Genomic DNA, 19,168 nt, shown 5'->3' with positions numbered 1-19,168 from the left:
TACTCGTATCCGCGATTTCCATGTCGGGTTGGAAAGCAATCAGAAGGTGCGTGTGAGAAAGCCTGAAAATAATATCCGGTGACTACCATATGGTCATTCAGTTCAGAAAGTTTGCGAAATAACCTGATCCCGAGCCCGCATTTCGAATTTTCCAATGCTGAGCGGGTGGTTGCACCCAATTGTGCGGCAGCTGCTTATTGATTTTGGATTGGCGCATACATCATGTTGGATCGCATCTTTGTCGCTTTAAGTACATTTGTCCTGGTATGGACTGCTTCGCCAACGGGTGCGCAGGCGCAAGAAACAGGTTTGTTGATACCGGGTGATGCAGTCGTTACCGGATTTTCAGGAGTTGTTGAGCCGGAGCAACAAGACCCGCCGCTCACTGCGCTCCAAACCTTGGACGAAACGTTCATTGATTTGGAAAGCGCATCAGCAAGAGTTAACGGGTTGGCGGCGCCAGGCTATATTTGGGATGCACGAACCTGGTTTGCCGAAGCCTATTTCGATATCAAGGCGCGCGACGTAGGCCAGGTCTTTGGCGTTGCGATAGACGATGCGAAGTTCCCGAATGTCTATTTGGCCGCCTCATCCGCCTATGGCCTGTACCGCGTTTTGCCAGATGCTGACAACGATGGAAGACCCGAGCGCACCACAATTGGCGTGCCTGGTGCCGACTGGATGGAGGGCATGTGGGGCAAGGCCGACGAGACCGACACGACGCCGAGCCAAGGTGGTCCCGGCTCGATCTGGAAGGTTGATGGAAAGTCCGGCAAGGTAACGCTTTTTGCAAACATCTTGCACAATGGTGAAAACAATTCCGGCGTCGGGCTTGGCAACATCACCTATGTGCCTCAGTTCGGGCAGTTGTTTGTCACGGATTTATCCACCGGTCTGATTCACCGTCTGGACATGGACGGCGTGGAGATCGAGACCTTTGATCACGGCGTCACCGGCCGCGCCTCAATTGAAAAATCACCATTGCCGTTCGACCCGTCAAATGCGCCGGATTTTGACAGTGCAGATTTTGATCCGGAAGATTCCGAGACATGGGGCTTTGCCGATGAAGATCGCCGTATTTACGCATTGGCGTTCAACAAAGGCCGCCTCTATTATTCCGTTGTAGGCGAAAGCCAGATTTGGTCCGTTGGTTTTGACGAGGAAACCGGCGAGTTTCTCGACAGCGCACAGTGGGAACTCGATGTTCCCAAAAAACCGAAAAAACTGCCGGTCACAGATATGCTGTTCACCCGTTCGGGCGCGATGGTCCTGGCGCAGCGCGGCGACGTCACGTCGACCTATGACTATGCCAATTTTGCAGATCATGGAAAGTCACGGCTGTTGCGCTACTGGCTGGAGAAGCCGGAGGATGATCCCGATACACCAAGCAGATGGATAGCCGAACCGGAAGAATATTCTGTTGGCTTCAACGGCCAGGAACGCTCGACCAATGGCGGCGTGGCGCTCAATTATGGCTACGATAAGCAGGGCTATCTCGATACGGGGTCATGCGAGGCGTCGCTTTGGACCACGGGCGAAAACCTGCGTGACAACAACGAACTGGAAGACACTCTGCTCCTGGGGGGGGCCCTGGTTATCGACGGCCTTCAGGGCATGCCGATCCGGCCAGTCAAGCAATACGAAAAGTTCAACAACTCCCCTCCTTGGGTGAGTTACATGTTCGACAATGATCAGTTCAACACTGATCTCGTCGATGAAGACGAAAGACCGACGCCCTACAGCGACATAAACACGACCGGGTGGATTGGCGATGTTGAAATTCTTCGCACGGGTTGTGATGGCGACGCTGTTGCAGGTGGCGCTACCGGTGGCTGGCCCGAAGGCCCGTATTATGTGAGTGACTTGCCGTACACTGACGGTGGTACAGGTGACGACACTCTGCCACCGCCACAACCTCTGCCAAGCGCTCCGCAATGCGCGGCGATGACCGGGCAATTCTTCTGCGACGTGAAAACCGGCACCTGGATCTATGACGGGATTTTGCGGACCGATGCGGGCCTTGCTGACAAGGTGAAAATTGTTGCCAGCTCACCCGGCGTGAGTGTCGTGGGCGGGCCTTTGATGAGCTATTCCGTCCCCGGTATCCGTCTGACTTTGTCGGGCGGCGTTTCCGGTCAGCTGATCAGCACTGATGTTTGTATTTTTGACGAGGCCGCATCCCAGAAGGGCGGCCCATTCGCCTGCTGCAAGGCAACAATTGCTGCCAGTGTTCCAGCTGAAGCATGTGAAAAGGCAGGAGAATGACCATGAGAAATTTCTTTGAAAAATCGTCGTTCTTCCGGTCTGCAAGAATATTTGCCATTGGCGCCGTGTGTGCGTTGGCGGGGTTGGCGCCGACAAGTCTGAGTGCGCAGGATACTGAATCCGCAAATCCCTGGAGCTTCGAAAAGACCGCTTACAAACTGGACGGCACGCCATGGAGCGGGCCCGCCAGTGTGGGCGATACCGTCAAGTATGTGTTGAGCTACACTGGCGACGGCGTCGATTTTTCCGGGCCGGTGAAGATTGTCGATACGCTGTCGCCTAGCCAGACCTATGTGGCCCCAACCACGGCGGCCCCCGGCTGGACCTGGGGTGCAACGCCTTATTCTTCGGGCAATATGGAAACATACGTCAATCCGCAGATAGGGCCGAGAAATTATGTCAGTTTAACCGTTTCCGGTTTGGCTGCACCGGTTCCCGTCGCTGGCGACGGCACTGCGCCGGTCGATGGCGATAGCAAGATCTTTAGCACGCCGCCAATTGATACGCTTTTTTGCAATGGCGCTCCTGATCCCGAAAAGTTTGCTTGGGACCGAGTAAGCATTGTGACAGGCGGCGCAGCTGGGACGCTGACGTTTACAAAAGGAAATGGCTCTCCTGTAACGCTTGCCATTACCAGTAATTCGACAGACTACCCGATGCCTGCCGCTATCGGCACTGGGTCGGAGACACTTACAATCGCCTTCACCCCTGCGGCAGGATCAGCTGAATCCATCGATATCAAGATTGGGTATGCTGCTGATAAGAATCCGGAAATATGCTACCAGGCCGAAGTGACCACCTGCGGTCCTGTGACCAACACAGCGGTCATGGGCAGCGCGTCAGCTTCTGGTGCCGGTGAAACCAGTGTCAGCAAGATGGTTGATCTGGGTGAAGCGCAGGGAGAAAACTGCGAAGCGCCTCCACCGCCGCCGACACAGGCATCTTGTTTCTCGGGTGATCCGACCATTGCCTGCGGCAGCGAACCCGGCACTTTTGTCGTGACGATTGATCCGCTCGGGGCAGGCGGCGAATTGCCCGCCTATGTCGAAGTGGAATCGCTGACGACTGGCGTCACACTTTCATCGTCGACACATGTTGTTCCGGTTAGAAACGGCCAGGCGCAGTTCACGCTCGTCGGTGCAAATCCTGGCGATACAATCAAGCTGATGGTTTCCGGTTCCACTTTTGATCTGTCGTCTGAAACCGGCATGAGCATCTGCTGCAATGGCGAAATCGAAATCACCATTCCTGAAGACATCGAATGCGACCACAATGGCTATGACCTTGCGGTTGCGAAAACCGGTGCCACAAGTCCGGCGCCGGAGGCACCTTACTATTCCTTTGAAATCACGGTCTCCAATCTCGGGGACGAGGTTGACGATGCCGGTTCAATCCAGGTCAGCGATATTGTGCCCGATGGCATGGTCTTCGACACGGCCACTGGTACGGACTGGACCTGCGACAGTCTGCCCGCCAACGCCGGTGACTCAGTCGATTGCACTTACACGGGCGCAGGACCGGTTGGTTCTGGGCAAGTTCTGCCGCCGATCAGCATTGCGGCCACAGCAACCGGAGATGGACCATTTGGTGCCTTTGAAAACTGTGCGGTTGTCGGTGCCGAAGAAACAGCAAACCTGCATGATGCGCATGCGTTCAACAACCAAAGCTGCGTGACAGTTGATAAGCCGGAAAACGATGATCCGACTGACGAAGTTGCAACGGACATCCCGGCCTATACGGTTGAAAAAACCTGTGGCGACAGCGCCACTGGCCTGCAATGCACGATCGTCGTTACCACAAACGGTGTTCCGTTTAGCGGTGCTTTGACCATCAACGACACCCTCAATATCGACGACACGAGCGGTATGAGCATCGTTGGGCCAGATGGCACGGCGTGCGACGATGCCAGCATGTCCTGCACAATTACGCACAACACGATTTCGGGCTACAGCCCGCCAAATACAGCAACGTTCACAGTTGATATGCCTGCTTCAGATCAGGAAGGCTTGATGAATTGTGCCTCGGGATCCCACTCGACCATGGAGCCACAGTCAGATTGCGTCTTGATCGGCGGTGAATTTGATGAACCCAATCCCGCACCGGAAGTCGCAGGAACCTGTGAGACAGACTTCATCTTCGTCGTTGATAAATCTGGTTCACTCAATGAGGACGCCAACGGTAATTACAGCCCACAACGCGCCAGCAAAGTGTCGGTGGCGGTTAGAAACATGGCCAAAATCGCGGTCGGGAATGGATCGCAAGCCTCTTTGATCGAGTTTGATTCTGGTGCCACAGTGCCCACGGCGATGAGCACCGCCAGCCTTGACGCAATCGCCAACTCCTATTGGATGTCAGCCGGTGGCGGAACAAATTGGGAAGCAGCGCTCATTGCTGCGGATTCAATCCTGCCCAATGGCGGCCGTGATACGATCATGTATTTCATCACGGATGGTCGTCCAACGGCCTATGTGGATGGCAGTGGCAACAATGTGAACTTGCCGGACAATGCTGCCTCGTGGCTCAGCGCAACCAATGAAGCAATTCCGGTGGTGAACAGTATTTACGCCAAAGGTGTGAAAATCATTGGCGTCGGAGCTTCAGATGCCAATGGCATGGTCGTATCCACTTATCTGGATGCACTGCTTGGTGGAAACACCCAAGGGTCAAGTTTCTCCAATCTTCAGTCAGATTTGGCACAGAGCATTGGGGATATGTGTCCGAACATTTACTTGAACAAGTACATTGGTGGCGTTGACACAAGGACCGTTGCGTTTTCCAGCAGCGATCCGGCGACAAAGCGTATCGCGGTCATGTTGAAGATTCAAAATCCGACTTCCAGTCCAATGACATCTGTTGTTGTGGAAGATCTGATCCCTGCAGATCTGACCAATCCCGGCAATGCCGTGGTAAATGTCGGGACAGCCACGTTTACCGGGCAGAATTTCAGTTGGACAATCCCATCGCTTGCAGCGGGAGCAACCGAAAACGCGATTTTCAGGGTTGATATTGCAAAACCAACCGAGGATGTATGTACAACTGAGCGCTATGGTACCAATTACGCGCAAGTCACCGCAGTAGACGGAACTCTCCAATCAACGCCCAATAACATGGATCCAGCGGCGGGCCCGGCTGCAGAAGGAGATGAGTCCAGCGCGAAATACTGTGCTTACCTGCAAGATTATATATCGCCAGAATGTAGCGTTAATTCCTTGCTGGTGGATAAATATCCGACCTTTGGGGAAGCGTGCGTACAAGGCTCCGATTGCGAGTTTGAGATCAAAGTCAGACAGAGCTGCCCGGCATTGGGTTACGATGGCCCTGTGTTCTTTGGTGATCAATTATCGACTTCCGGCGGCGATGTGATTGCACCGACCGTTACATCCATCACCAATGATGTATCGCCGGCGGTGTGTGCCTACCCATCCCAGTGGGCGACGACAGCTGAGGGCCGCACCTGCACTGACAATCTGGTTCTTGCGGCGAACGCAACCGCGACGTTTACGGTCTCCATGACCGCGCCGCCTCCCGGGACCTCATACGAAAACTGCTTTGTTTCCGATGGAAAATCGCCCACCCCAACAGGTTTTGGGTCGGCAGTAAGCCCCACGGCAACGGCGCGTGGAATATATGGAAGCTGGGGCGATTGCACGACGTTCGAGGTTACCAGCAACAAGAGCCTGGTGGTTGACCTCCCGCCCGAGCCATCGCCAAAACCAGAGCTTGTCCTCGAAAAAACAACATCCGGCGCGTGCCGTGTTGATCGCGATGGCCAGATCTATGAATGCCCGTTCGACATCGAGATTGCCAACACCGGCGAGCAGACGTTTTCTGGACCAATCGTGATGACCGACGAGTTTGGCAAGGGTGGCATCCGCCCCGGCAAACTGCTCGGCGAAGATTGGGATCTGACGCCTGCACCGAAAGGTATCGTCGGGCTGAATGACAATCTGCGTCTTGCGCCGGGTCAATCATCTACGATTGTATCCACGGTGATCGTGCGTGGCATTCGCAATGGCGGCACGTTTGACAACTGCGCCATCCTCGGACTGGGCGATGGTGAAGGCCAGCAGCTTGCTTTTGCACAGGACATTATGAACAAGCGTGGCATTGATGTGGGCAAGGTCGATGGCGAGATTGGTCCCAAAACCCGCCGTGGTCTTGCGAAGTTGAGAGAACAACTGGACCTGCCGCCGTCCGAGTCGCTGGGCGAGGTGTTTGAAGCACTTGGTTTGAGTGCGCAAACACAAGGTGCTGCTTCTTGTGCGAGTGTGCAATTGCCGAAGATGCCTGCACCAGCTCTCAAATGCGATGCGCGCACAACGGTCGGAAATGGCGAGAGCTGCAAATGCAAATTCAGCCATTCTGCCAAAGTAAGCCCAACCCAGTGCGGGTGTGTGAAGGGCTACAAGCTGAACGGTAAAAAGGGCTGCGTGAAGGTGAGGGTTTCAAAGCCCAAACCTGATCAGGCGGCTCCGAAGCCCAAACCTGACCAAGTGGCTCCGAAGCCTAAATCCTGCCCGCCTGGATCATTGCGCGTGCCAGGCGCAGGCTGTGTCTCGGTCTCGATCGGACGCCCACAGAAGCCGGATCGGGATGATCACGTTGGCGGTGCCGCTGCAGATACGAAACGCTGCCGTATCATGCTCAACGGCATATGCGTGAAGTAGCTGTCCAACGACGGTGAGCGGGCCATGGCCCGCTCACCCATGTCGAAAATGGATTGAACATGACGCCAATCATCCACCTTCAATTCGAACCAAGAAAAAGAAAGTGACGGAAATCGTTGAGCCCGGGCTGGGATAGCATCTGATATGAACAGGGCGTTCGGTTCTGACTTCCTGCCAGGCGGTATTCCCATAGATGGTGAGGTCCAATTTAGGACGCTAAACCAGGCATATGTCCGTCGGGTTCGCAGTTTGGGCCATGCGCTCCTTGGCGGTCATGTGTGATTTTGGAAGCCATCAGTTCTCAGTGGAAATCAACAATAAACAAACTGAATGGCCACGCGTAGCCGCACCTTACATATCGATGGAAATTGTTTCCGGAGCGTCAGGGATGTGATCGTGAATTTTGCGCGGCAGTGAGAATTGACCTCAATCCCGCTTCATCGAGCGGTACGGGGTTTCCACCGGCGCAAGGATCGACCACGCCCATACGCGCGACCTTGTCGATGTCTATGTCTACAAGTCCGATACCTGCAAGGGTGCTCGGAATACTCAATGTCTCGCGCAAGTCGAGGATCCATTCGATCACCCCTGCTGCCGTGGGGTTCGGTAGATCGAGGAAACGCCCGAGCAGTTCCAGCTTCTGGGTGATCGCCGGCGCGTTGAATTCCAGCACATAAGGCATCAGCACGGCATTGAGAAGTCCGTGAGGGGCATCGTGCAGAGCGCCGAGCGGATGGGCCAGCGCATGAATTGCGCCAAGGCCTTTCTGCAAGGCAACGCAGCCCATCCCGGACGCAACCAGCATCTGGCTCCGCGCCTCAAGATTACCGCCTTCCAGCGTGGCCACCGGCAACCAGGTCTTGATGATCCGCATGGTGTTGAGGGCGACGCCTTCCGCCATGGGGTGAAAACTCGGCGCGCAATAGGCTTCCAGCGCGTGGGAGAGCGCATCCATTCCGGTCGCAGCGGTGATTGGGGCCGGCAGACCGGTCGTCAGTTCGGGGTCCATGATGACGACATCCGGCATCATCCTGGGGTGAAACACGATCACCTTGCGCATTTCGGCCTCATGGGTGATGACCGATGATCGACCAAGTTCCGAGCCGGTTCCAGCTGTTGTGGGAATGGCAATGACCAGAACCAGATGCGACGTGTTCGCGCGTTTCCAGTTCTCCCCGATATCTTCCAGGTCCCACATCTCGATCGTCTGGCCAGCCATCAGGGCAATGGCCTTGGCAGCATCAAGCGCACTGCCGCCGCCGATAGCGACGATGAGATCGTGTCCGCCGGCCCGAAAGGCTTCCACTCCGTCTGTGACGTTGGAACCAGTCGGATTCGGTTTGACCCCATGGAACAGTTTGGCATCCACACCGCCCGATCGCAGCGCCTCCAGCGTGCGTTGCACCGGATACAGATCCTTCAATCCATTGTCGGTGACCACCAGTGGACGATGGGAACCGAGTTCGCGCACCACGGCAGCAAGTTCCGAAATTCGGCCACTGCCGAAACGTACGGAGGTTGGAAAGCTCCAATTGCTGGATACAGCTTTGGTATCAAAGGACATGATCATTGCCTCTACAGGGTGACGTCAGGAGGGGGTGTGCGTGATGCTTTGCCGCTTCAGCGCCCTGCGACGCATGAACTCGGCAAGTCCGACCAGCAGCAATGCCGGAATGAAATTCAGCGTTGCCAGAGCCGGATAGATGGGAGACGAACCCACGGCGATGCCGCTGTAGACAAAGACTGGCAGCGTGCGCACCGTACCGGCAAGGGAATAGGAAACGTAGAAATTCCCCCAGGACAGCAGGAAAGCGAAGATCGCCGCTGAAAATATTCCCGGCCACAGCAGCGGAAATGTCACTTCGCGGAAAACCTCCCACCCGCTGGCGCCGGCATCACGCGCAGCATCTTCCAGCGCTTCGTCAAAGCCGTAGACTTGCACGGCGACAATCACCAGCGCGAAAGGTGTGATGTAGACAATATGGCCGATGATGACAGTAACGAGACCATTGGAAAATCCGAGCCAGTTGCCGAGAACGGAAAACCACAACAACATGACGACACCGAGCAAAAGCTGCGGAAACAACAGCGGGGCGAAGGTCACGGCGCGAAACAGGTTCTGAAAACGGAACCGGTAGCGGATCCAGGCGATTGCCCCGGCGGTGCCAAGCACGGATGCAAAGACCGTCGAAATGGCAGCAACTGTGGCCGAGTTGATGACGGCGGGGAAGAAATCCGGCTTGCGGATCAATTCGCCATACCATTCCAGCGAAAAGCCCTCGATCGGGAAGGTCAGGACACGGCTCGATGTGAACGAAAAGGCCACCAAAGTCATGATCGGGGCGTAGAAGAACAGCAGTAGCAGGACAACGGTGCCGACGAGCGCTACATCTACAATGGCATTGCTCAAGCGTTGCGATATCATGATGCAGCCCTCCCTGTCGCCTTTGTGCTGCGAAACACGAAGGCTGCTGCAATCGCCAGTGTCAGCGCACCAATGGCAATCAGCACGATCGTCAATGCCGCGCCGAGCGGCCAGTTGACCCGCGTTTCGAAACTCTGTCGGATCAATTCCGAGGCCATCGGCTTCATGCCGCCACCCAGCACCTTGGGTTCCAGGAATGCCCCGAGACTGAGCACGAAAACCAGCACTGCACCCGAGTAAAGCCCTGGGCGCGATAGCGGCAGCGTCACCTCGAAAAACGTGCGGACACGGGAGGCGCCGGCGTCATAGGAGGCCAGAACCAGATCGCGGTCGATGCGGACGAGAGACAAGTAGATGGTAAACATCGGATAGACAGCGAGATTATAGACCATGCCGACCATGGTTCCCGTCGGTGTGAAGAGAATGTCCGCGGCCTCTTGCCCGAGCCCGAGATAGGACAACAGCCAATTGGCCACGCCGTGCTTGTCGAGCACGAGGATCCAGCCAAATGTCTTCAGTACGGCGTCGGTCAGGAAGGCGAAAATAATCAGGATCTGGATCTGCGTATTGTAGGTCTTCAACCGTGTCGTCAGCGCATAGGCTGCCGGGAAGGCGATCAGAATGGAAATCACCACACAGACCACGGCCATCCAGACTGTCCGCAGCATCACTGTCCAGTAATGCGGCTTGGAAAAAATCTCCGTCCATATCCTCAGATCCCAAGTCCAGTTCAACCGGTAATATTCCGTTGTCTGGAACGTCAAGATCACCGTCATGACCAGCGGAACAAGGAAGAAGACCAGCATGACGACAGCCAGCGGCGCCACAGCGGCAAGCAGGACCGGGTCGTTCCATTTTTTCGCTTCGGTCTTCATAAGCTACTCCGACAGCAGGAAGGCGCGCGACGGTTCGAAGCCGACACGGACCTTCTCGCCGACTTTCGCCGGCAGATCGATGGATCCCTGAAGGTCCATGATGACGGGCGCTTCCAATCCGTCGACACGAACGCGGTATTGGGTGGAAGCCCCCTTGATGAAGTATTCTTCAACCACACCGTCAAGCGTCCATTCGTCAGGCATCGGCTCGCTCGTGACAAAGCCGACGGTTTCCGGCCTGACCAGCAGCGCGGTGTTGCCGTCGCCGAGGAACTCCGAAACATTGCCGGTAGCCATGGTGACGTTGTCGCCCTTCACCAGTGACGACCTTACCGTCACGGCACCGCCTGCCGAGTGGCTGACATCGACCGGCAGAAAATTCGTCTCGCCGATGAAACCTGCGACAAACATGTTGGCCGGGCGGTAATAAATATCCGACGGCGTTCCGATCTGCACGACACGGCCAGCGCGCATCACGCAAATCCGGTCGGCCAGCATCATCGCCTCTTCGAGATCATGGGTCACCAGCACGAAGCTGGTTCCAAGTTCGCGGTGCAGTTTCTTGAGCTCTGCCTGTAGCGATTTCTTCAGTTTGGCATCGAGCGCGCTCATTGGCTCGTCCAGCAATAAAACGCCCGGCTGCGAGATCAGGGCCCGGGCCAGCGCAACGCGCTGCTGTTCACCGCCGGAGAGTTGCGCCGGGTAGCGATCGAGATATTCGGGCTTGAGATGCATCAGCTCGAGCATGCGCGCGATACGCCGGTCAAGTTCTGCCTTTTCGACTTTCTGCAATTTCAGGGGGAAGCCGATATTCTGGGCAACGGTCTTGTGCGGAAACAGTGCAAGTTTCTGGAACACCATGCGGGTCGGACGGCTTGCTGCCGGGACCCCGTCCATGTCCTTGCCCTGAATTTCGAGCCGCCCGTCCGTCGCGTCCTCGAAACCGGCCAGGATCTTCAGCAATGTAGTCTTGCCGCAACCGGAAGGCCCGACAAGGGCGACGAATTCACCGGCCGCCACTTCAAGAGAAACGCCGTGCAGCGCGCGGACGTTGCCATAATCCTTGATGATCAAGGTTGCATCAATAATCGGAGTTGCCAATGGCAGCGTTCCTCGGCTTGGGATTATCGTCATCTGCCCCGCCCGCTCGAAAGCGGACGGGATGGTTTGAATTTTGACCGGATCAGCGGGCAGCGAGTTCTTCCTGCCAGATTGCCAGCATGTCGTCGATGTTCGGCGCGACTGTGTGGAACTGGCTGTTTTCCCAGGCCGTCCACATGTAGTCCATCTGCAACGCCTTCTTTTCCTCTTCGGAGAACAGCGCTTCCGCCTTCTGGTTCGGCACCAGATTGCAGGTTGCCTCGGTAATTGCCAACTGCTTGGCAACTTCCGGCGAGACGATATATTTCAGGAAGTCGGCAGCGACCTCTGAGTTGGTGCCATTGTCGATGAGGCCGGTGGCTTCCATCCAGATGATGCCCTGTTTGAGGCCGTCTTTCGGCTCAGGTACGATCGAGTGGATATAATCGTGGCCCTTGAGCCGCAGGGAGGAGGTGCAATAGGTGCCGCCACCGATCAGGGCCCGGAACGATCCGTCAAGCAGGCCTTTCTGGGCCACCGCGAGGTCACCGACGATGGCGCGGGTGTTCTTGAACGCCGCACGGAGAACCTTGCGGACCTCGCCGAGGGCAGCTTCATCGAGTTCCTCATAAGGATTGATACCGGCATACAGAACCAGCGGCATGATCGGCCAGTCGCCCCAATCGAGCAGGCAGATCTTGTCCTTGTAGGCGCTGTCGAAAACCGGTGCATAGCTCGACCATGCTTCCAGCTTGTCGAACTTGGTATTGACCGTCGGTCCGACCCAGCCCCAGCGGGTTGGAAGACCGGTCGCCTTGCCTTCGAACTGCAATGGCTCGAACGGCGCGCGAAACTGCGGATAGAAATCGGCATATTGCTCGGCGAAATCGGCGTCATCAATGAAGCGGCAGAAGCCGGCAGGTCCCATGCGCTGGATCCAGGGGCTATCGGAAGATACGAGATCGAAATCGCGCGAAGCGCCAGCAGCGAGCTTGGCGAAGCCCCCGGCCGAGTCGGTGATCAGATCGATCGCAATGGTCGCGTCCTTGGTCTTTTGGAACGGCTCGAGGATGGATGGCGAATTGTAGCCCTCCCAGCACATGTAGTTGAGGCTTTCGGCAGCCGATGCGCCGCGTGGTGTTCCGAAGAATCCGGCGCCGGCAGCGGCCAGCCCCATGCCGCCCATGCCCTTGAGCACCGAACGGCGCTTCATGTCATTGAGTTGATTGCTCATGTCCGCTGTTCCTTTTTTCATTTTGTGTTCCTTCCTGTCGTCAAACATCAAGATTGGGGATACTCAGACTACGCCGAGATAGCGTCTGATCTCCCATTCACTCACATGCTTCTGATATTCGGCATATTCGAACTGCCGGGCTGCCACGAACCAGTCGACGAAGTCGGCCCCGAAGATGTCGCGGGCCACGGCGCTGCGGTCGAGCCGCGCCGCTGCTTCGCCGAGATCGCGCGGAAAGGCGGTTTCGGCGGCTGGTTTTGCTGCATAGAAATTCTCGTCACTGCCGGCGGCAGGCTCGATGCCGTTGCGGATGCCGTGCAGACCCGCGCCGAGGCAAAGTGCCAAGGCCAGATAGGGATTGGTGTCCGCCGAAGGAACACGAAATTCAAGCCGCGTGGCTTCCGGTACATCGTTGATGACGCGGACTGCGGCAGTGCGGTTTTGAACGCCCCAGTTGGACGAGGTCGGCGCCCAGGCTCCCGGCACCAATCGCTTGTAGGCATTGACCGTGGAGGCGCACATGGCCAGCAGCTCCGGCATCAGCTGCACAAGTCCGCCGATAAAATGTCTGGCCGTGCGGCTCAAACCATCGGGTGCATCAGGATCCGAAAAGACCGGATTGCCCTGACTGTCGCGCAGGGAAACGTGCAAGTGACCGGACTGGCCGGAAAGTGCCGGAGAGAGCTTAGACATGAAGCTCGCCGTCAGGTCGTTGCGGGAGAAATAGGCCTTGGCAAAATTCTTGAAGAGCATGGCGTCGTCAGGCGACTTCATGCCCTTTGCATAGGTCAAGGGTGCCTCGAAGCAGCCGGGTCCAAGCTCGGTGTGAATGGCATCCAGCCCAATGCCCATGGTCGTCATGGTTTCATCGAGTCCCTCAAGCAACTCGCCGTGAAGCGCAGAGGTCTGCAGTGAATAAGTGCGGTTGCCCGGAGCAAAATGGGTAAGATCGCGAAAATTCTTGGCCCGCAGGCTTTCCGGCGTCTCGTCAAAGACGAAGAATTCGAACTCGAAGGCAGAATAGACGTCAAAGCCCATGTCGGCCGCCTCGGCGAGCAACGCCATGCAGACATTGCGTGGCGAGCGCTTGCCGAACTCGCCGGTGAAATCGGCGAGGCACAGGGCGGAGTTTTCGGCAAACGGGTATTTTCGTACGCTATCGGCGAAGATTTTCGCCGGACGATCGATAAAGGCGCCATCCCTGTAAGCCTTCTCGGCAATGTCCCAGAAATAGAGAACCTCACAGAACGGATAGCCAGCCTGCCCGAGTTTCACTGCCTTGTCCGCGGTTATCAGCTTGTCGCGAAACTCAGCTTCAGGATCGACCATGCCGACGTGAACCGATCGGGCATTGATCTCTTGAAGTGCGGTTTGCAAACTATCGGGCATGTGGCTTGATCTCGGGGTGGCTCTCTTTACAATATGCCGAGACTAGGGCTGCCTTCCGGGCAAGGGAATAGCCCTATGGGGACAGTAGGCCAAACAAAATTGTGCTCCGTTTGGCACGCAACAGAAGGGAATGGTGTCAATTGCACCGAAAATTTGCCGCGTGGAACGGAGCTATTGCAGAGGCGATCGGCGCGGTTGGATCAGATAATTTCCCACACCGAATCGAAGCGGCACTTGCGAGCATAATCGACTTCGACATCCTGATGGTGTTTGCGTATCTGGGGTCGGAAAAGCCAGTCTGCCTTCATCACAACATGGATCCGGAACGGGCTCAAACCGTGGTTGGCGCCTATGTGTCCGGTCCGTATCTTCTGGACCCGTTTTTCAGCGCAGCAACAGATCAAGGCACCAAGGGCGTGCTGCGGCTCCGCGATATGGCGCCCGACCGGTTCCAGAATTCTGAATATTACAGGCGGCATTATGGGCTAACAGGGATACGTGACGAAGTCGGCATTGTTTGCCGGCCCGCCGGTTGGACCGGCGTCGTCATCAGCTTCACCCGGCCGGTCGACGCCCCGGCGTTCGGCCGCCGTGACCTTGCCTCAATCAGGGCTGCAGAGCCGGTGATCCAGACGTTGGCAAAGCGGCACTGGAACCAGAGCGCTTCGGCCAGCACGTCCGCCGGTGAGGAGACCGAGGTGTCGCGTGATCCGATTGATGAAACGCTCAATCGGATGACCGATGGCATCCTGACACCACGCGAAATCGAGATCTCCGCCCTTGTCCTGCGTGGACACTCCAGTGGGTCGATTTCCCGACGTCTCAACATCGCCGAGGGGACCGTGAAAAACCACCGCAAGCACATCTACCAAAAGCTCGATGTTTCCAGTCAATCGGAATTGTTTGCAATGTTCATATTGCAACTTTCGGGACAGTGAATACACCCGAGCGGCAAGGAGAAACGAATGTTGGGTGGCTCGGTCACTGCCAGAGACTGGCGAAACAAGACGATTGTCAAACGGGTGACGGGAAAATTGATGTCACTGGTTCGGGTGTTTGACGACGATATGGGTGATGTCTGATCGCCGGTGAATCTCGGGACGGGGGTTACTATGCGGTTTCTTCTGCAAACGCGAGAAAAGCCAAAAAAATTCATAACTCGTTGAAATAAGTGGCGCACCCGACAGGATTCGAACCTGTGACCTCTGCCTTCGGAGGGCAGCACTCTATCCAGCTGAGCTACGGGTGCATCCGTGGCGCCTGGCGGGCGGGGTCAATCCGGAAATCCGGTTTGAATTCACCGCCGCGAAGCAGCTGACAAGCGGTCTTCTAGCTCATCATGCGCGGCGCATCAATGCAATAATCATCGAGTTGGTACTGCTCTCTCCAAGCGCCAGTAAGAGCTTCGAACCCTGACGGGCGTGCCGGTGGTGTGTCGGTTGTCGTTCTCGTTGCGTTGACTTGTTCAGTTATTCAGAATCAGCATGCAGTTCGTGAATAGCGCGTTCAATTTGAAATGACGAAGTTCTACAGGCATCCCATGGCACCGAAAAAGACATTGAACGCAAAAAACCTTGAGACACTCGGCGCGCCTCGTCTTGCTGAGCTCCTGATTGAGATCAGCACCGGGAGTGCAGCTAGCAAAAGGCGATTGCGTCTCGAGCTTGCCGGAAGCCAGGGCAGCGCCGAGGTCGCGCGTGAAATTCGCAAAAGGCTTGTCAGCATTGCCCGTGCCCGCAGCATCATCAAATGGCGCAAGGTGAGGACGTTGAAGAAGGATCTCGAGACGCAGCGGATGGCGATCGTCGATACTCTTGCCCCCGAAGATCCGGCGGAAGCTTTCGAGCTAATCTGGCAGTTCCTCGCTTTGGGTGATTCCATCTTTGCCCGGTCAGACGATTCCAGCGGCACCCTGATGGAAATATTCCATCAGGCCTGCATCGATGCCGGCGCCATCGCCAAACTGGCCGGTATCGATGGCGATGCGCTTGCCGACAAGATCTTCGTCGCCGTACAGGGCAATGATCATGGCCAATATGACCGGCTGATCACGGCGATGGTGCCTGCGCTTGGCGAGGATGGGCTGGAACAGCTGAGGACTTTGTTTGTGGCGTCATCCGAAGAGCCACAGGAAAACTCAGTTGAGCAGGATCGGCACGTCATCGGGCGGAGCAGCAAAGGTCCGGTTCACGAGGACGAGATCTACCGCACCGATGGGAACTTGACCGCCCGCATTGCCCTGGAGCAAATCGCCGATGCACTTGGCGATGTTGATGCCTATATCGCTCAGCAACCCAAGACCACGCGCAAGGTGCCGTTGATCGCGGCGGATATCGCCAATCGTCTGCTTGCCGCAGGCCGGGCAGAAGAGGCGCTGATGGCCCTGGATGAAGCGGATACGCAGGCCCGGCGCGACGTGCCTTTCGAGTGGCACCTGGCCCGCGTCGAAACGCTCGAGGCTCTGGAGCGTGGCAAGGAGGCGCAGGCCTATCGATGGATGTGCTTCGAGCAAACGCTGAACGACCAGCATCTGCGGGATTTCCTGCGCCGTCTGCCGGACTTCGATGACATGGAGGCCGAGGAAAAGGCGTTCACCTACGCCCAGGCTTTCCCCGACGCTAACCTGGCGCTCGCTTTCTTCTTGCACTGGCCGTCACTCGATCAGGCAGCCAGGCTCGTCACCGCGCGGCAGACCGAGCTCAATGGTGACCTGTATGAATTGATGACGACGGCCGCCGAGGCCCTGCAAGTCAAGCATCCGCTGGCGGCCACCATTTTGTTGCGGTCGATGATCGACTTCACGCTCGATCGCGCCCGATCCAGCCGCTACAGGCATGCGGCGCGGCATGTCGGCGAATGCCTGGCGCTTGCTCCCCATATTGATGATTTCGGCAATGGCAAACCCCACGACGCCTATCTTTCCAGGCTCAGATACAGGCACGGCAGGAAGCACGGCTTCTGGAAATATATCGACTAGACAGCCCACCCGGCAGAGGAGCTTGTTGCTCCTCTCCCCGGTCTTCAGGGACGCTGCTGCCCGTTGCCGAAGACGAAATATTTGAAACTGGTCAGTTGCTCTGCTCCGACAGGCCCGCGCGCATGCATCTTGCCGGTTGCGATGCCGATTTCCGCGCCCATGCCGAACTCGCCGCCATCTGAAAACTGGGTCGAGGCATTGTGCATCACCACGGCGGAATCCACCGCCGTCATGAAGGCTCTCACCGCTGCCATGTCTTCTGCGATGATCGCGTCGGTATGCCCCGAGGAATGCGCCTGCACGAAGCCGATTGCCTCCTGCAAGCCGCCGACGATCTTCACCGAGATGATGTTGCTGAGATATTCGGTGTCCCAATCCGCATCGGTTGCAGAGGTGATTTCCGGCATGATTGCCCGTGCCTCTGCATCGCCGCGCAATTCGCAATCGCCAAGCGCCTCTGCCAGACGTGGTAGCAGCTGGGCTGCGATCTTGCGGTCGATCACCACGCATTCGGTGGCGCCGCAGATCCCGGTTCTGCGCATCTTGGCATTGGCCACAATGCCAACGGCTTTTTCGAGATCGGCGCTCTCGTGAACATAGCTGTGGTTGTTGCCGTCCAGATGCAACAGGGTCGGTACCTGGGCTTCCTTCTGCACAAGTGACACCAGCCCGCGTCCGCCGCGCGGGATGACAAGATCGACACAGTCGATGCAGTGCAGCAGCAGTTTCACGGCTTCCCGGTCGCGGGTGTCGACCAGTTGCACGGCGTCCTCGGGCAGGCCGGCGGCCTTCAGACCCTCAGCCAGGCAGGAGACGATGACGCGCGACGAGTGCAGGCTTTCCGAGCCGCCACGCAAAATGACGGCATTGCCGGACTTCACGCACAGCGCACCTGCGTCAGACCCGACATTCGGGCGGGATTCATAGATCATGGCGATGACGCCGATAGGCACGCTGATACGGTCAATCTTGAGGCCATTAGGCCGATTGAACGTCGCCAGTATGCGGCCCAGCGGATCGTCCTGGCCGGCAATCGCGTCAACAGCGTCGGCCATTGCGGCAACGCGGTCGGCAGTCAGCGTCAGCCGGTCGATGAAGGCCGCGTCCTTTCCGCTATCCCGAATGCTGTCGAGGTCTTTCGCATTGGCTTGCAGGATCTCGGTCGCGCGGGCGCGCAGCGCTCTGGCGGCCTCGGTCAGCGCCAGGTTGCGCTGTTCGGCGTTGGCCAAGGCGAGCTCGCGCGATGCGGCTTTGGCGCGCTGGCCAAGATCGGCCACCAGAGTTGCGACGTCCATTTTTTCTGTATCTGTGCTCATGTCGTTCATTCCAGTGTCTCCAGGGCGGCGGTCGAAACGCCGCTATCTATTTCAGTTCGGCAGCGCGGCGATAGGCGGCCTGCACGGTGTTTTCAAACAGCTGGTGAAGCTGACCATCGCGCATCAATTCAGCCAGTCCGGCCTGCGTGGTGCCGTTCTTGCTGGTCACGGAATCGCGCAGCTCTTCGAGCGTGGCGTCCGACTGGCGTGCCGTTTCAACCGCGCCGCAGATGGTATCAAAAACCAGGGTCCGCGATGTTGCCTGATCAAAGCCCACGGATTGGGCTGCTTCGACATAGCTGCGCATCAGCTCGAAAACATAGCCCGGACCGCTGCCGCTGACGGCGGTCAGGCGGTCGATCTCGTCCTCGCTTGCCAGCCGCACACAGCTTCCTGTCTCGGCGATCAGCGCGGTCACGTCCGCTATCTGCCGTTCGGTACAGGCGCTGTTGGCATAAAGCCCGGAAACGCCAAGTCCGACCATCGCGGCCAGATTGGGCATGAGACGGATGATCGCCACGTCGCCCACAGCCTTTGCAACGGTGGCGACACTGCAGCCGGCGGCAATCGAGACGAAGCAACCGCCCGGTTTGAGCGCATGGGCGTAGTTTGGCAGGACATCCACGATCATCTGCGGCTTGATCGCGATCAGCACCACATTAAACGCCCCGACGGGCACGTCCGCCGCGTCGGTCACGTGGGTGACCGTGTCGGGCAGGCCGGTGGCGGCAGGGTCGGCGACGGTAAATTTGTTGGCGTCATTGGTGGCCCATTGGCGCAGCATGGCGCCGCCCATCTTGCCGCATCCAATCAGAAGTATGTTCATCTTCGTCATCCTTTGCTTTGGCGGACTCGTCAGATATCGCGCTGCAAGGCAGCGCGTTCAGGTCGAATCCCCCGGCTCTTATTTCGTCATCTGGCGCCTGTGACGCACCTCTTG

At 57.2% G+C, this 19,168-nt stretch carries 12 protein-coding genes and 1 tRNA gene; 4 read left to right on the top strand and 9 right to left on the bottom strand.

The genetic code is table 11. From position 1 onward, the window contains the following. The first annotated feature begins 225 nt into the window (after positions 1 to 225). Together IMCC20628_RS14445 and IMCC20628_RS14440 are read left to right on the top strand one after the other, a co-directional pair. A complete protein-coding gene (locus IMCC20628_RS14445) occupies positions 226 to 2,265 on the top strand; it encodes a hypothetical protein (protein WP_156174523.1) in 2,040 nt (679 codons plus the stop codon). Between the two features lie 2 nt (positions 2,266 to 2,267). Further along, entirely contained in the window at positions 2,268 to 6,932 is a 4,665-nt protein-coding gene (locus tag IMCC20628_RS14440) for a VWA domain-containing protein (RefSeq protein ID WP_047030794.1), read from the top strand. A gap of 382 nt (positions 6,933 to 7,314) precedes the next feature. On the opposite strand, the gene IMCC20628_RS14435 is transcribed toward IMCC20628_RS14440, so the two are convergent. The 6 genes from IMCC20628_RS14435 to IMCC20628_RS14410 form a co-directional block, all read right to left on the bottom strand. Further along, positions 7,315 to 8,496, bottom strand: coding sequence for an iron-containing alcohol dehydrogenase (locus IMCC20628_RS14435; protein WP_047030793.1), 1,182 nt, complete (start codon positions 8,494 to 8,496; stop codon positions 7,315 to 7,317). Between the two features lie 24 nt (positions 8,497 to 8,520). Then, positions 8,521 to 9,357 (bottom strand): ABC transporter permease, encoded by an 837-nt coding sequence (locus IMCC20628_RS14430; RefSeq protein WP_047030792.1) that lies wholly within the window; start codon positions 9,355 to 9,357, stop codon positions 8,521 to 8,523. Further along, on the bottom strand, positions 9,354 to 10,232 hold the full coding sequence (locus IMCC20628_RS14425; protein WP_047030791.1) for an ABC transporter permease: 879 nt from the start codon (positions 10,230 to 10,232) through the stop codon (positions 9,354 to 9,356). Before IMCC20628_RS14425 ends, IMCC20628_RS14430 begins: the two co-directional genes overlap by 4 nt. A gap of 3 nt (positions 10,233 to 10,235) precedes the next feature. Continuing rightward, positions 10,236 to 11,333 (bottom strand): ABC transporter ATP-binding protein, encoded by a 1,098-nt coding sequence (locus IMCC20628_RS14420; protein ID WP_052766439.1) that lies wholly within the window; start codon positions 11,331 to 11,333, stop codon positions 10,236 to 10,238. 82 nt (positions 11,334 to 11,415) lie between these two features. Further along, on the bottom strand, positions 11,416 to 12,567 hold the full coding sequence (locus IMCC20628_RS14415; RefSeq protein WP_047030789.1) for a PotD/PotF family extracellular solute-binding protein: 1,152 nt from the start codon (positions 12,565 to 12,567) through the stop codon (positions 11,416 to 11,418). 42 nt (positions 12,568 to 12,609) lie between these two features. Further along, complete coding sequence (locus IMCC20628_RS14410; protein WP_047030788.1) at positions 12,610 to 13,935, bottom strand: glutamine synthetase; 1,326 nt, start codon at positions 13,933 to 13,935, stop codon at positions 12,610 to 12,612. A gap of 140 nt (positions 13,936 to 14,075) precedes the next feature. On the opposite strand from IMCC20628_RS14410, the gene IMCC20628_RS14405 reads away from it, so the two are divergent. Then, positions 14,076 to 14,873, top strand: a complete 798-nt coding sequence (locus tag IMCC20628_RS14405; RefSeq protein ID WP_052766438.1) for a helix-turn-helix transcriptional regulator — start codon at positions 14,076 to 14,078, stop codon at positions 14,871 to 14,873. Between the two features lie 234 nt (positions 14,874 to 15,107). On the opposite strand, the gene IMCC20628_RS14400 is transcribed toward IMCC20628_RS14405, so the two are convergent. After that, a tRNA-Arg gene (locus IMCC20628_RS14400) sits at positions 15,108 to 15,184 on the bottom strand. A 291-nt stretch (positions 15,185 to 15,475) separates the two neighbouring features. On the opposite strand from IMCC20628_RS14400, the gene IMCC20628_RS14395 reads away from it, so the two are divergent. Further along, entirely contained in the window at positions 15,476 to 16,912 is a 1,437-nt protein-coding gene (locus IMCC20628_RS14395) for a DUF6880 family protein (RefSeq protein WP_047030787.1), read from the top strand. 44 nt (positions 16,913 to 16,956) lie between these two features. On the opposite strand, the gene IMCC20628_RS14390 is transcribed toward IMCC20628_RS14395, so the two are convergent. Further along, positions 16,957 to 18,228, bottom strand: coding sequence for a glutamate-5-semialdehyde dehydrogenase (locus IMCC20628_RS14390; RefSeq protein WP_197078304.1), 1,272 nt, complete (start codon positions 18,226 to 18,228; stop codon positions 16,957 to 16,959). A 46-nt stretch (positions 18,229 to 18,274) separates the two neighbouring features. Next, a complete protein-coding gene (gene proC, locus IMCC20628_RS14385; protein WP_047030785.1) occupies positions 18,275 to 19,054 on the bottom strand; it encodes a pyrroline-5-carboxylate reductase in 780 nt (259 codons plus the stop codon). Positions 19,055 to 19,168 lie beyond the last annotated feature (114 nt).

The sequence above is a fragment of the Hoeflea sp. IMCC20628 genome, from assembly GCF_001011155.1.
In the GTDB taxonomy this organism is placed as follows: domain Bacteria; phylum Pseudomonadota; class Alphaproteobacteria; order Rhizobiales; family Rhizobiaceae; genus Hoeflea.
The sequence above is the reverse complement of the archived record's forward strand: the minus strand, read 5'-3'. Positions and strand labels throughout refer to the sequence as shown.

What these genes read in the sequence shown, in the direction of transcription:
- IMCC20628_RS14440 (WP_047030794.1), top strand. Translation starts at nt 2,268, where the DNA reads ATGAGAAATTTCTTTGAAAAATCGTCGTTCTTCCGGTCTGCAAGAATA.
- IMCC20628_RS14435 (WP_047030793.1), bottom strand. Translation starts at nt 8,496, where the DNA reads ATGTCCTTTGATACCAAAGCTGTATCCAGCAATTGGAGCTTTCCAACC.
- IMCC20628_RS14430 (WP_047030792.1), bottom strand. Translation starts at nt 9,357, where the DNA reads ATGATATCGCAACGCTTGAGCAATGCCATTGTAGATGTAGCGCTCGTC.
- IMCC20628_RS14425 (WP_047030791.1), bottom strand. Translation starts at nt 10,232, where the DNA reads ATGAAGACCGAAGCGAAAAAATGGAACGACCCGGTCCTGCTTGCCGCT.
- IMCC20628_RS14415 (WP_047030789.1), bottom strand. Translation starts at nt 12,567, where the DNA reads ATGAAAAAAGGAACAGCGGACATGAGCAATCAACTCAATGACATGAAG.
- IMCC20628_RS14410 (WP_047030788.1), bottom strand. Translation starts at nt 13,935, where the DNA reads ATGCCCGATAGTTTGCAAACCGCACTTCAAGAGATCAATGCCCGATCG.
- IMCC20628_RS14395 (WP_047030787.1), top strand. Translation starts at nt 15,476, where the DNA reads ATGGCACCGAAAAAGACATTGAACGCAAAAAACCTTGAGACACTCGGC.
- IMCC20628_RS14390 (WP_197078304.1), bottom strand. Translation starts at nt 18,228, where the DNA reads ATGAGCACAGATACAGAAAAAATGGACGTCGCAACTCTGGTGGCCGAT.
- proC (WP_047030785.1), bottom strand. Translation starts at nt 19,054, where the DNA reads ATGAACATACTTCTGATTGGATGCGGCAAGATGGGCGGCGCCATGCTG.